Annotated in this window: 12 protein-coding genes; 2 read left to right on the top strand and 10 right to left on the bottom strand. The window is 63.2% G+C overall.

Annotation, left to right across the window (positions count from 1 at the left end):
• From DWX39_RS10235 to tmk, 3 genes are all read right to left on the bottom strand, one after another.
• The coding region (locus tag DWX39_RS10235; RefSeq protein WP_117759818.1) for a regulatory iron-sulfur-containing complex subunit RicT at positions 1-1,540 on the bottom strand (1,540 nt) is incomplete at its 3' end.
• On the bottom strand, positions 1,531-2,658 hold the full coding sequence (locus DWX39_RS10230; RefSeq protein WP_117759816.1) for an ATP-binding protein: 1,128 nt from the start codon (positions 2,656-2,658) through the stop codon (positions 1,531-1,533). The genes DWX39_RS10230 and DWX39_RS10235, both read right to left, overlap by 10 nt.
• A gap of 1 nt (position 2,659) precedes the next feature.
• Positions 2,660-3,343, bottom strand: a complete 684-nt coding sequence (gene tmk / locus DWX39_RS10225) for a dTMP kinase (RefSeq protein ID WP_117759814.1) — start codon at positions 3,341-3,343, stop codon at positions 2,660-2,662.
• Between the two features lie 298 nt (positions 3,344-3,641).
• Here tmk and DWX39_RS10220 point away from each other — a divergent pair, with 298 nt between their 5' ends.
• Entirely contained in the window at positions 3,642-4,625 is a 984-nt protein-coding gene (locus tag DWX39_RS10220; protein WP_117759812.1) for a zinc-ribbon domain-containing protein, read from the top strand.
• Positions 4,626-4,768: 143 nt separating this feature from the next.
• Here DWX39_RS10220 and DWX39_RS10215 read toward each other — a convergent pair whose 3' ends face one another.
• The 7 genes from DWX39_RS10215 to DWX39_RS10185 all read right to left on the bottom strand — a co-directional run bounded on the left by DWX39_RS10215 (position 4,769) and on the right by DWX39_RS10185 (position 11,701).
• Positions 4,769-7,345, bottom strand: coding sequence for a DNA topoisomerase I (locus tag DWX39_RS10215; protein ID WP_117759810.1), 2,577 nt, complete (start codon positions 7,343-7,345; stop codon positions 4,769-4,771).
• A 54-nt stretch (positions 7,346-7,399) separates the two neighbouring features.
• A complete protein-coding gene (hypB, locus tag DWX39_RS10210) occupies positions 7,400-8,083 on the bottom strand; it encodes a hydrogenase nickel incorporation protein HypB (RefSeq protein ID WP_006235936.1) in 684 nt (227 codons plus the stop codon).
• Between the two features lie 55 nt (positions 8,084-8,138).
• Positions 8,139-8,495 (bottom strand): hydrogenase maturation nickel metallochaperone HypA, encoded by a 357-nt coding sequence (gene hypA / locus DWX39_RS10205; protein ID WP_117759808.1) that lies wholly within the window; start codon positions 8,493-8,495, stop codon positions 8,139-8,141.
• Positions 8,496-8,501: 6 nt separating this feature from the next.
• Positions 8,502-9,293 carry a twin-arginine translocase subunit TatC gene (gene tatC / locus DWX39_RS10200; RefSeq protein ID WP_199411497.1) on the bottom strand — a complete coding sequence of 264 codons (792 nt, stop codon included), beginning with the start codon at positions 9,291-9,293 and terminating at the stop codon, positions 8,502-8,504.
• On the bottom strand, positions 9,293-9,862 hold the full coding sequence (locus DWX39_RS10195; protein WP_158561654.1) for a twin-arginine translocase TatA/TatE family subunit: 570 nt from the start codon (positions 9,860-9,862) through the stop codon (positions 9,293-9,295). Before DWX39_RS10195 ends, tatC begins: the two co-directional genes overlap by 1 nt.
• A gap of 153 nt (positions 9,863-10,015) precedes the next feature.
• Entirely contained in the window at positions 10,016-10,330 is a 315-nt protein-coding gene (locus DWX39_RS10190; RefSeq protein WP_035137695.1) for an STAS domain-containing protein, read from the bottom strand.
• Positions 10,331-10,396: 66 nt separating this feature from the next.
• Positions 10,397-11,701 carry an aminotransferase class I/II-fold pyridoxal phosphate-dependent enzyme gene (locus DWX39_RS10185; protein ID WP_089572423.1) on the bottom strand — a complete coding sequence of 435 codons (1,305 nt, stop codon included), beginning with the start codon at positions 11,699-11,701 and terminating at the stop codon, positions 10,397-10,399.
• A 150-nt stretch (positions 11,702-11,851) separates the two neighbouring features.
• On the opposite strand from DWX39_RS10185, the gene DWX39_RS10180 reads away from it, so the two are divergent.
• The gene (locus DWX39_RS10180; RefSeq protein ID WP_022093864.1) at positions 11,852-12,106 is read left to right on the top strand and encodes a hypothetical protein; all 255 of its coding nucleotides are present in this window, start codon (positions 11,852-11,854) and stop codon (positions 12,104-12,106) included.
• The last annotated feature ends 180 nt before the right edge of the window (positions 12,107-12,286 follow it).

Here is a 12,286-nt window from a genome sequence, read left to right as displayed (position 1 = left end):
CGCGAGCCGCGCCACGCGAAGCCTTGGCAGCCGCTCCCCCGCCATCTCCGGGACGACGGCGCGTGACCTTGACCTCGCCATCCGAGACCTGATCGGCCACGGAGGGCACTGAGGGCTTCTGTTGCGCGCCCGAGGAATGGCGACGGCGCGGACGCGGCGCGCGCTCCTCCTCGCCACGTGACTTGCCGCCCTTGTCGGCAGACGCATCGGAGGCCGAGGGACCCTTGGAAGCGGCACCGGCCTCGCGAGCAGCTGCGGCGCGGAAGGCGTCCTCGCGCTCCTCGCTCGACAGATGACGGCGGCGGCGACGTGTGGGGTTCATGCCACCGCCGCGGTTTTGTTGCTGGGGCTGCTGAGCCTCGCGCTCGCGGGAAGCGTTCTTGTCTGTGGTCTCGCCGTTGTCGACGGACGCCGCGCGCTTGCGGCGGCGACGACCACCGGCGGCCTCCTCGGCCTCGGGTGCCTCGTCCTTACCACGGCCCTTTCCGCGGCCACGGCCCTCGCCCTGGCCCTGACCGGCGCGAGCATCGGATTCAGCATCGCGACGACGGCGCTTGGGCATCGACGTGCCGGCAAGACGGTCGGCGCTCGACAGACCATCGCCCACGTCGACGCCGTTCTCGCGATCGAGCTCCATGAGCGCCAGGCGCATCTCGGGCGACTCGATGCGCTCGAGCACGTCGCGCGTCACGCAGTCGGGGCGGCAGTTGCAGCCCTGCTCGGCGGCCTTCTTTTTGCAGCCCTCCGAGCACGTCATATCGGCCAGGTTGACCTTAAAGACTTTGCCGTTCTCCAGGCGCAGCACCAGCTGCTCACGCGGCGTGTCATATTCCTGAATACGCGCCTTGCCAAGCGGCGTATCGATGAGCGTCTTCTTTTTGGGCGCACGGCTCTTAAAGTCCTTGTACGCCTCGAACTCATAGCGCAAGCAGCACATCAGGCGGCCGCACACGCCGCTGATTTTGGACGAGTTGAGCGGCAGGTCCTGCTCTTTTGCCATGCGGATCGAGACGGGCTCAAACTGTCCGCCAAAGCGCGTGCAGCAGAGCTCCTGTCCGCATTGGGCGTAGCCGCCCACCAGGCGGGTCTCGTCGCGCACGCCGATCTGGCGCATGTCGACGCGAATGTGCAGCGTCGAGGACAGGTCCTTGACGAGCTGACGAAAATCGACGCGCTCCTCGGCCGCAAAGTAGAACACGGCCTTCTCGCCGCCAAACAGGTACTCGACGCCGACCGGCTTCATCTCGAGGTCGAGCTCCTTGACCAGGCGGCGGAAGTCGACCATGGCCTCGTCGCCCTGGATGGCCAGGTCGTCGGCAAGCTGCAGGTCGATGTCGCTCGCCACGCGCAGCACGGGCTTGAGCGGCTGACCGATCTCGTCTTGCGGCACCTCGAAGGGATCGGCCGTGACCAGGCCGATCTCGGTTCCGCGCTCGGTGGAGCAAATGGCATAATCGGCCTCGAGGATATCCAAATCCTGCGGATCGAACCACAGGTCGCGCGAGGCGTAGGTAAACTTAACGGGTACGACTAACGGCATTTCAGTGCCTTCCTGATATCGAACAGCATGACCTCGATGGCCAGCTGGGGAGTAACGTTTCTGGCGATGTTGCGCTCGGCGGTCGCAACCGCCTCGAGCGCCTGGGTGGCACCCGCAACATTGGTCGCGGCGGCAAGCCGACCGATCGTGTCGCGCACGTCCTCGTTCACCACGTCGGTTGCCTCGTCCTGAAGTGTCAGCAGCACGTCGCGCATGAGCGTCCGCGCGCTCGCCAGCGCTTCCATGATACCCGAACGCTCGCGCGCGTTGAGTTCGCGCTTGTTGCGGTCCTCAAGCTGCTTCAATGCTCCACGCGACAGGTAGTCGGCATTTTGCTCGAGCACCTTTTCCTGCGTGGACTTGACCTCGGCGAGCGGCGCCTTGACGGCGACGATGAGTGACTTGGCGCGGCTGAGCACGTCGGCCTCGTCGGCGGCAATGAGCGAGTCGATGGCACGGACCATCTGACGGCGGGCGTCCTGGCGCTCGGCACTCTTAAGGAACTCGATACCGCGCGTGGGGCTGCCCGCCACGGCGACGGCCATGCGGCAACGCGCGAGGTCCTGGCCGGTGGCGCGGCTCACGGCCTGCGCGGCCACGGTGGGCGACACCAGCCGAAACGGCACGCACTGGCAACGGCTCACGATGGTAGGCAGCATCACGTCTGCCGAGGTGCCCAGCAGGATGAACATGACGCCCTCGGGCGGCTCCTCGAGCGTTTTGAGCAATGCGTTGGCGGTGTTGGCGCGCAGCTGCTCGGCACGGTCGATGATGTAGACCTTTGCCTTGGCGCGGATGGGCGCCAGCGGCACGTCATCGAGCAGCTCGCGGGTCTGGGCAATGAGGTAACCCGTGGCGCTCTCGGGCGTGTAATAGTGCACGTCGGGGTGCGTATGCCGAGAGACGCGCACGCAGCTGTCGCATGCGCCGCAGCCGTCCTGCTCGCACAGGAAGGCTTGGGCGAGCGCCCACGCGGCGTCGAGCTTGCCCGCGCCGGGCGCGCCCAAAAACAGGTAGGCGTGCGATGCGCGACCGCTGGCGACGGCATTGGTCAAAAAGTCGCGCACGCGCTCTTGGGTGTCGAGCTTGGCCAGCAGGCTTGCCTGAGCGGGGGCCATGTTACTCGGCCTCCTTGGCAAGCGCGGCGGCGACGGCTTCCTGCGGAATGCCGAGACCGTACGCGCGAACCTGCTCGACCGTCTTCTCGAAGACTTCCTCGACGGTCGTAGTGGCGTCGATGAGCTTTACGCGGTCTGGCTCCTCGGCAGCAATTGCGCAAAAGCCCTGGTAGACACGCTCCTGGAATGCCATGCCTTTTGCCTCCATGCGATCTGCCGCACCACGGGCCGCCATGCGCAGCGCCGCCTGCTCGGGCGTGATGTGGTAGACGAGTGTGAGTGCCGGGTGCGTTCCCGCGACGGCCAGGTTGTTGGCGTCGCGCACCATCTGGCGATCGAGGCCGTCGGCAAATGCCTGGTAGCAGGTCGTGGAATCGTAGAAGCGGTCGCACAGGACCACCTTGCCGGCCACGAGGGCGGGCGCGATGACCTCGTGCACCAACTGGGCGCGCGCCGCCTCGTAGAGCAGCAACTCGCAGGTGTCTCCCATCGCCGTGTTGGCGGGGTCGAGCAGCAAAGCGCGAATCTTTTCGCTGATGGCGGTGCCGCCCGGCTCGCGCAGGCTCACAACCTGGTAGCCAGCGAGTTCGAGCGCGCGGACAAGCAGGCGCGCCTGCGTGGACTTGCCGGCACCGTCGACGCCCTCGAGCGTGATAAAGCTATGTTGAGCAGGATCAAAAGCCATGGGCGCAGCCCCTTCCTACAAGGCGCGTAAATGCAGATATATCAACCAAGCCATGATACCCCAGCGTCCGGCGCACCCCAAATCGAACCTAGTCATTAGGGCGGCAGTTAGGGACGATCCTAAACTGCCGGCAGAAAAGGAACGTCCCCAACTGCCGGCTAAAGTTGCGGTGAAATAGGGACTGATTGAAGCCCTGAGACCGCCAAACAGTCCCTATTTCACCGCAACGTATGATGGGGAATTTTGAATGCTGGGTATAATCGTCGTATTGCATTGAAATGTGGCGAAAGGAGTGGCAATGTCTCGGTATTGCGCCTCGTGCGGCAAGCTTCTTGCAGATAATGCCAAGTTCTGCACCTCGTGCGGTGCACCCGTTGAGCAAACAGCCGCGAGCGATAGCCAGCCCGCTTTTGAGCAGACCGGCTCCCTTGATACGCCGCAAGCCAAGGCGGACGACCCCCTCGCCTATAGCACCGACCCCGCCGCAAGGACCGAGGCCGTCGAGACCACGCAGCGCATACCCGTCGCGAGCGGCTCGCCCCAACAGCAGCCGGCTCCCGCATACGCGCCCGCTTCGCCACAGACCCCCGCTCCCAAAAAGAGCGGCACCGGGCCGCTTATCGCCGTTATCGTTGTGCTGGTGGCGATCATCATCGCCCTGGTCATCTTCTTTGCAATCAGACCGTTCGACAACGCCGCCACGCAGACGACTGCCGAGGTAGCCAAGCTGCACCATGACGTCGACGACGATAACCTAAAGCCTCTCGGCGATCCCAACAGCCTGTACGACGATGATGACGATGATGACGAGGATGGCGGCGAAGCAACGCTCTCTGAGCAGAACCTCTACCGCCGACTGAGCGAATACTACGACCTGCTCGAAGATCTCGACAGCCAGGTCCGTGGCTGCGCGCAGAACTTCAACGGCAACTATCTGGAAGAGGATCGAACCACCCGTCAAAATCTCGCCGACGTCGCCGAGCGCACGGAGGACACCATCGAGCAGTATTACGACATCGTCGAGGACCTGGACGTCCCGACGAGCTCCAAGAACTACAGCTCCTGGAAGGACATCATCGCTCTGTACGACGACCTGGATCACCGCATTGACGCAATCTGTGATGCCTGGGAGATCAGCCTGAAATACGCCAAGCCTGCGGACCACAAGAATGAGATCGTGGCGCCGCTGTCGCGCGACAACGTGGCGGGCACCAATGACAATAAGTACCGCCTAGACTTTGAGGAGCGCTATCCCGGCGCCAAGCCTGTCGAGGTGAACTAGCGCTTTGTCGTTCCCGAGCCGGCAGTTAGGGACGTTCCTAAACTGCCGGCAGAAAAGGAACGTCCCTAACTGCCGGTCAAAAAAACGAGCGAGGATCGCGGGGTCCTCGCTCGTTTTTTTTGGGCAATGTTTCGACTGCGCCGTTACTTGTCGGCGGCTGCTTTCTTGGCAGTCGACTTCTTCGCGGTCGTCTTCTTGGCGGCAGTGGCTTTCTTAGCCGTCGTCTTCTTTGCCGTGCTCGCCTTGGTTGTGGTCTTGCGACCGCGGGCGGGCCTCTTCTCCTTGGTCGGGCAGTCCATGTTGACGCAGATACGCCACGGACCGCGCGCCGTGTTGACCACTACGATGGGGGCGCCGCACTCGGGACAGGTCTCGCCCGTCGCCTCGAGCTTGCCGCGCGCCGGCAGCGGATAGCTCACGCCGCAGTCATCGTAGTTGGTGCAGCGGATAAAGCGCTTGCCGCTCTTCTCGCTCTTGTGCGCGATCAGGTCGCCGTGACGTCCGGCCTCGGCACACACCTTGCACTCGCCCACCTTAAGATCGGGCTCGTAGTTGGTGGGGCACGTGGGGTTCACGCAGATCTCGAAGGCCTTCTGGCGGAATGGCTGGCACTTGATGCGCGGCGCGCCGCACTCGGGGCACACGGCGGCCTCGCCCTCGAGCGGGCTCACCTTGACGCCACTCGGCACCGGATAGGTCACGTCGCAGTCGGGCCAACCCATGCAGCCGATAAAGCTGCCGCGGGTCTTGGCGCTCGTCTTCATAACCAGGTCCTTGCCGCACTTGGGGCAGGCGCCCACGCGCGCATCGGCCGTGACGGCGTCGCTGATGGCGTCGCCCAGCTCCTGCGTATGCTTGAGCAGCTCGTCGAGCACGCCGGCCAGCAGCGCGCGCGAGTGCGTCACGACATGCTCTTCGGTGTCCTCGCCGCGCTCCACGCGGGTCATGTCGCCGTCGAGCTCGCTGGTCATATCGGGGCTCGTGATGCGCGGGGCAAACTGCGACAGCGCGTCGATGATGGCGATGCCCAGCTGGCTCGGCTCAACGGGATCGTTTTTGAGGTAGCGCACGGCGTACAGGCGCTCGATGATGCTCGCGCGCGTGGACTTGGTGCCCAGGCCGCGCTTTTCCATCTCCTGCACGAGCTTGCCCTGGCTGTAGCGCGCGGGCGGCTCGGTCTGCTTGGCCTCAAGCTTAATGTCGAACACGTCGACCGTGTCGCCCTGCTCTAGCGGCGGCATCTGCTCGTCGCGCTTGAGTCCGTACGGGTACGCCTCGCGGAAACCCGGGGTCACGAGCACATCGCCCGAAGCCACGAACGGCTCACCGTTCACGTCGAGCTCGAGCTTGGTATTCTCGATGGTCGCGGGACCCATAAGCGTCGCCAGGAAGCGGCGGGCGATGAGGTCGTAGAGCTTGCGCTGGCCGCCATCGAGCGTGGACGGATCGCCTTCGCCCGTGGGGTAGATGGGCGGGTGGTCGGTGGTCTCGACTTTGCCGCGCGTGGGCTTCATGGGGCCGGCGAGTACCTTTTTGCACACGGGCGCCAGCGCCGGGTTGATCTTTGCCAGGTCGCTCACCACGGCGCCCAGATCGAGCGTCGCGGGATACACGGTGTTGTCGACACGCGGGTAGCTGATGAGACCGGCCATGTAGAGGGACTCGGCGATGCGCATGGTACGCGCAGGTGAGATGCCCTCGGCCGCGGCGGCAGCCTGCAGCGAGGTGGTCGCAAACGGCGTGGGCGGCTGCTGTTTGCGCGAGCGCTTGGTCACCGCGGCGACGGTTGCCGTCGCAACGCCGTCGATATGGCCGTACGCCGTCTCGGCAGCATCCTTGTCGGTAAAGCGCGCCGTCTTGTGAGCGATCTTAAAGCGATCATCCTCGGCAGCGCCCTGCGCGGCGCCCATGCCGCGGATCTGCCAATAGTCCTCGGGCACAAACGCCATGCGCTCGCGCTCGCGCTCGACCACCAGGGCAAGCGTCGGCGTCTGCACGCGGCCGGCGGAGCGCACGTTGCCAAAGCCGCCAAACTTGGCAAGCGTCAGGTAGCGCGTGAGCACCGCACCCCAAATGAGGTCGATGTGCTGACGGCTCTCGCCAGCGTCGGCCAGGTTCTGGTCAAGCGAGACAAGGTTATCGAAGGCCTGCGTAATCTCGGCCTTGGTAAACGAAGAGTACTGGGCGCGGGCAACCGGCAAGTCCGGCGCAACCTCGCGCACTTTGTTGAGGGCGTCCGAACCGATCAGCTCGCCCTCGCGATCGAAGTCCGTGGCGATAATGACGCTGTCGGACTTCTTGGCAAGGTTCTTGAGCGAGCGAATGAGCTCCTTCTCGGCCGGTAGCTTAATAACGGGCGCCCAGGTGAGGTAAGGCAGGCTCTCGAGCTTCCAGCCCTTGATGGAAATGCCATCGGCAAGGAACGGCTTGCGCTTGGTGTCGTACGGCGGGCGGGCCAGGCCATCGGGCATATCGGCCGGCAGCATCTCGCCGTCCTCGGTCACCGAATACCAACCCAGCTTTTTATCGAACAGCACGCTGTCGCAAAAATCGGGCGCCAGGATGTGACCGGCAAGGCCGATCGTCACGCACTCCTCGCCCTTCCACTCAAAACGGTAGATGGCGGTGTTGTACACCTTGTCCTTTTTGGGCTTGCCCGTGGACAGCCGCTCGGCGATCTGACGCGCGGCGTCGTTTTTCTCGGCGATGATGAGCTTCAAAAGAGGCTCCTATCTCATGTCTCTGCGGCTGCGCCCGCCCGTATGGCGGCCGACTTACGCCCTTGCTTGCTCAATCTGCCCGATGAGCCAATCGCACCAGGCATCCATGCCCTCGCCCTTGCGCGCGCTCACGGCAAACCGCGGCGCTTGCGGATTGAGGTCATCGAGGGTCTTAGTATACCTATCCATGTCAAAATCGAAAGCCGGGGCCACGTCGACCTTGTTGAGCAACTGCGCGCCGGCGTGTTGGAAGATGCCCGGGTACTTGATGGGCTTGTCGTCGCCCTCGGGCACCGAGAGGATCATGATGGACAGGTTCTCACCCAGGTCAAAGTCGACTGGGCAGACCAGGTTACCCACGTTTTCGATAAAGATGACGTCGATGTTTTCCAGACCCACAGCTTGGTCGAACGCGTCAACGGCCTCCATGATCATGTTGCCCTCGAGGTGGCACAGGCCGCCCGTGTTGATTTGGATGGCAGGCATGCCGGCTTCCTTCATGGTAATGGCGTCGACATCCGAGGCGATATCGCCCTCGATGACGGCGCAACGCAGGCCCGCCTTGTCACGCAGGCGCTCGTTGGTGCCCAGAATCGTGGTGGTCTTGCCCGAGCCAGGGCTCGACAGTACATTGATCACATAGGTGTTTGTCTCATTAAAACGCTGACGCAGCTGATCTGCCAAGCGCTCGTTGCGCGACAGAATCGGCGACGCGATATCAATCGTTTTCTCGGCCATACTCGGCACTCCTTAACTTCTACCATTTATACCCCGTCCCCAGGTGGCTGGCGGGCTAATCGTCGGGGGTTTCGATTTCTATACTGGCGATGTCGAGCTCGCGGCCGTGCAGCAGGCGTACGTTGGCGCCTCCACAGTGGGGGCAGCGGCAATGGAAGCGGTCGTGCTCAAAGGCCTCGCCGCAGTCCAGGCACTCGCTTTGTGGATGGACCTCCTCCACGGCAAGCTCGCAGCCGCGCGTGAGCGGGTCCTCATCGCGAAACGTCTCCCACGCAAAGTCGAGTGCCTCGCGCACGACCTCGGTCATATCCCCGATACGAAGCGTTACCAAAACGGCGCGCGAGGCCCCCGCCCCACGCGCCGCGCGAATCACTGTATCGAGTATGCCGTTGACAATGCCAACCTCGTGCATACCGATTTACTCCTCGTCGTCCTCGTCGTCCGAGAACAGGTCCAGACGGCTCACAAACAAGCCCTCCTTGCCCTCGCGCGCGGTAATGACCACGCGAGCGATGGCGAGCGAAATCTCGTAGAGCGAGAGCAGGGCGCCATACATAAGGCCCAGCGTAACGGGCGAGCCGTCGGGCGTGATCACGGCCGAGCCCACGAGCAGGCCGACGTACACGTAGCGCCAAGCGCTGCGGAAAGCCGCATAGGACACGATGTGGAAGACGGACAGGTAGAAGATGATGAGCGGCAGCTCAAACGCCACACCAAAGCCGATCATAAAGAGCAGCTCCATGTTGATGTAGTCCTCCAGGTTGGGCCACGCCGTGGCGACGGCCGAAGTCTCGCCGATGAGCCACTCAAAGCCCGCAGGGATGATGATGAAGTAGCAGAAGATGGCACCCAGGAAGAACAGAACCGTCGAGGCGAGCACCGTGGGCACAACCCACTTGCGCTCGTTGGGGCGCAGTGCCGGCAGGAAAAATGCCAGGATCTGCCAGATAATCATGGGCGTGCACATGACCACGGCCATCTTGATGGCCAGCGAGAAGCGCAGGCCAAAGCCGCCGAGCGTGGTGGTGATGTAAAACTTACCGTCCGGCACAAAGGAGCGGATGGGGTCTTTCAGGATGTCGAGCACTACAGGCGTGGCGAAATACAGCACGATGGCTGCGGCAAATACCGACACGACCACGATGGTCAGGCGGCGACGGAGTTCTCCCAGGTGATCGAAAAGCGGCATTCGCGCAGGTCCGATAGGCATTACTCATCGCCTCCCTTCGGGGCGTCGGCGGCAGCGGCGTCGTCCTCGGCCTCGAGCTCGCGAGCGAGCTGGTCGACGACGGCTTTGCGCTTGCGGGGACGACGGGCGTAGAGGTCAGCCGTCGTGGGCTCTGCCGGGTCGGGCTCGGGCTCGGGCTCCGGCTCTACAGCGGAAGCGGACTCGGCGGCGGCATCGGTCGCAGGATCCTCGGCAGCGACCTCGCCCTCAGCAGCACCCTCGCTTGCGGCCTTCTCGGCGGCAAGGCGGGCACGGCGCTCGGCAAAGGTCTCCTTCTTTGCTGGCGCAGCCGTCTCGACGGCTTCCTCGTCCGCATCGGAATCGTCGTCGGTCGCAGCGGCCTTCTTGGGCTTGACCGGCGCCGACGCGGCCTCGCTCACCGGATCGATAATCTCGGACTGAACAACGGCCGTCATCTTTTCCTGCGTCTCGCGGAACTGACGGATGGCACGGCCGATCGTGCGGCCCATCTGCGGGAGCTTATCCGGGCCAAACAGCAAAAAGCCGAAGACCACGATGATCGCGAGCTCACCCTCTCCAATACCAAACACACATACCTCCAAGGCTCGATGTGAGTCGAGCCCGCACCGCGCCATTCGGCCGGAACTCGTCTATTCATTCGGTCAAGTATAGCGCCCGGACGCCAAAACGTCCGAGCGCATCACAAACATATGCCAAACGGCACGCCCTTTTGGGGGCCAAGATTATGCAGCGGTGATCGAAATCTCCTGGTCGACACCCAACAGCTGAACCACGCGCATCACCGGAGGCTGCACATTGGTGCAGCTAAAGCGCTTACCGTGGTCGACCGCGTGGTGCGCGGCGCCCACGAGCACGCCAATGCCCGTCGAATCGATGTAGCTCACCTGGGCAAAATCGAGCTCAACGGCCTCGGTGGGCTGCTCGAGCGCCAGGTCGATGGCATTGCGCAGGCTATCGGCGTTAGAGATATCGATCTCACCGGTCACCTTAATGGTGTAGAGCTCTGGCGTGGGGTTGGTGGAAATACCCAAATCCATGTATACGCTCCTTTACGTATCGAAAGTGCGGATAGTACTAGGCGCGGACTTGCGGGGCCCTACGCGTTAGGCGCGCTCGGCACGCGCAAGCTCGGCAGCGACGAGCTTGACAGCCAGCACCAGCACATCGAGCGCAGCCTCCAGGTCCTCGACCGTGGGATAGCTCGGCGCGATGCGGATGTTGGTGTCGCGCGGATCCTTGCCATAAGGCCAGGTGGCACCAGCCGGCGTGAGCTTGACGCCCAGGTCGGCACAAAGCGCGGCGACCTTCTGGGCCGAGCCCTCGGGGCCATCGAAACTCACAAAGTAGCCGCCATGGGGATGAGTCCAAGTGGCGCAACCCGTGTTACCCAAGCCCTCGGTGAGTTTACGCTCAACGGCCTCAAAGCGCGGGCGCAGGAACTCGGCATGCTTTTTCATGTGCTCCTTGACCGCCTCGATGGTGGGAAGGAAACGCACGTGACGCAGCTGGTTGAGCTTATCGGCGCTAATAAGACCGGCCTTCAGGCGCTTGGAGAACTCGGCGATGACCGCGGGGCTCGCACCGATAAAGCCGATGCCGGCGCCCGGGAAGGTGATCTTGGACGTCGAGGCAAAGGCCACCACGCGATCCTCGGTGCCCGCCGCGCGAGCGAGGTCAAAGATATTTGCGAGCTCGTCGGTCTCGTCGTACAGGTCGTGCACGCAGTAAGCGTTGTCCCAGAAGATGCGGAAATCGGGCGCGGCCGTGGGCATCTCGACCAAGCGGCGCACAGTGTCCTCGCTAAAGGTGATGCCCGTGGGGTTGGAATACTTGGGCACGCACCAGATACCCTTGATGGAATCGTCGGCGGCAACCAGGCGCTCGATCTCGTCCATGTCGGGGCCGTTGTCGGTCATCGCGACGGGGACGTTCTCGATGCCCAGATCGGCGGTGATGCCAAAGTGGCGATCGTAGCCGGGAACAGGGCACAGGAACTTGACCTTCTTGCCGTCGTGCGCTGCCTCGTAAGCCTCCCAAGGGTCGCTGCCGCACGAGCCGCAACGCCAGAACATACCGGCGATATCGTGCTCGATCAGCAGGCTCGATGAGCCCAGTACGAGCGTCTGCTCGGCAGGACAACCCAGGAACTCCCCCGCCAGCTTGCGTGCCGAGGGAATGCCCTCAAAGCAGCCGTAGTTGGAGCAGTCGACGTTGCCGTCATGCAGATCGGCATCGGCATTGAGGATATCGAGCATGGGTCGAGAGATGTCCACCTGGGAGGGCGACGGCTTGCCGCGGGCCATGTCGAGCGCCAGGCCCTTGGCCTTGACCTCGGCGACCTCGGCTTTGAGCGCCTCGATGGCGGCATCGAGTTCGGTGGTTTCCATCTTCTGGTAGATCGTCTGCATGGGGTGCGACCTTTCGCGAAGCGGTACGTTGCAGTTCGTCTAAGTATAGACCGCCATCGTCGCAACGTTATGAAGCCGTGATAGATTAAGTTCATCGCAATCAATTACGAATCGCCGCGCATGCCGGCGTGGGGCGCCCAAGGAGGCACTATGGAGTACGGATCGTTTCAGGCCGAGGAATTCGGCGACTTGCAGCGCCTGGTCGACGGACTGTTTTACGACCGCCACGCCATCGACCGCCTGGATCTGATCGTACAGGCCGAAATCTTGGACCTGGCGCCCGACCTCATGGAAATCGTGAACCTTTTGCCGCCCGGCTACTACGACCGCCAGTCACTTTGCGACCAGCTCAACTCCGCCTTGGCCGCCCACGGCTGGGGCGCCGTCTACGGAACGGTGGAATAAGCCTCGAGGCCGGCGATTTGGCCCGCTTCCCGACCTTGGCGAGGCTTGTTTTAGGGCTTGTGGCCAAAAAAGGGCAAATATGAGTACTGTTACCTTTTTAGTAGCAGCGATTCTTGGTCGAAATCGGCAAAACTCGACTTGAAACTGGTAGCGCGCAGAGATGTGGTGTAAGAGGCGGGG

This window comes from Collinsella sp. AF19-1LB, assembly GCF_003459655.1.
Classification (GTDB): Bacteria; Actinomycetota; Coriobacteriia; order Coriobacteriales; family Coriobacteriaceae; genus Collinsella.
Note: the sequence above shows the minus strand (reverse complement) of the source record. Positions and strands in the feature narration are given on the sequence as shown.

Excerpts from the sequence above, each read along its gene's own strand:
- tmk (WP_117759814.1), bottom strand. The coding sequence starts at position 3,343 with ATGGCTTTTGATCCTGCTCAACATAGCTTTATCACGCTCGAGGGCGTC.
- DWX39_RS10220 (WP_117759812.1), top strand. The coding sequence starts at position 3,642 with ATGTCTCGGTATTGCGCCTCGTGCGGCAAGCTTCTTGCAGATAATGCC.
- DWX39_RS10180 (WP_022093864.1), top strand. The coding sequence starts at position 11,852 with ATGGAGTACGGATCGTTTCAGGCCGAGGAATTCGGCGACTTGCAGCGC.
- DWX39_RS10185 (WP_089572423.1), bottom strand. The coding sequence starts at position 11,701 with ATGCAGACGATCTACCAGAAGATGGAAACCACCGAACTCGATGCCGCC.
- hypB (WP_006235936.1), bottom strand. The coding sequence starts at position 8,083 with ATGGCCGAGAAAACGATTGATATCGCGTCGCCGATTCTGTCGCGCAAC.
- hypA (WP_117759808.1), bottom strand. The coding sequence starts at position 8,495 with ATGCACGAGGTTGGCATTGTCAACGGCATACTCGATACAGTGATTCGC.
- DWX39_RS10190 (WP_035137695.1), bottom strand. The coding sequence starts at position 10,330 with ATGGATTTGGGTATTTCCACCAACCCCACGCCAGAGCTCTACACCATT.
- tatC (WP_199411497.1), bottom strand. The coding sequence starts at position 9,293 with ATGCCTATCGGACCTGCGCGAATGCCGCTTTTCGATCACCTGGGAGAA.
- DWX39_RS10230 (WP_117759816.1), bottom strand. The coding sequence starts at position 2,658 with ATGGCCCCCGCTCAGGCAAGCCTGCTGGCCAAGCTCGACACCCAAGAG.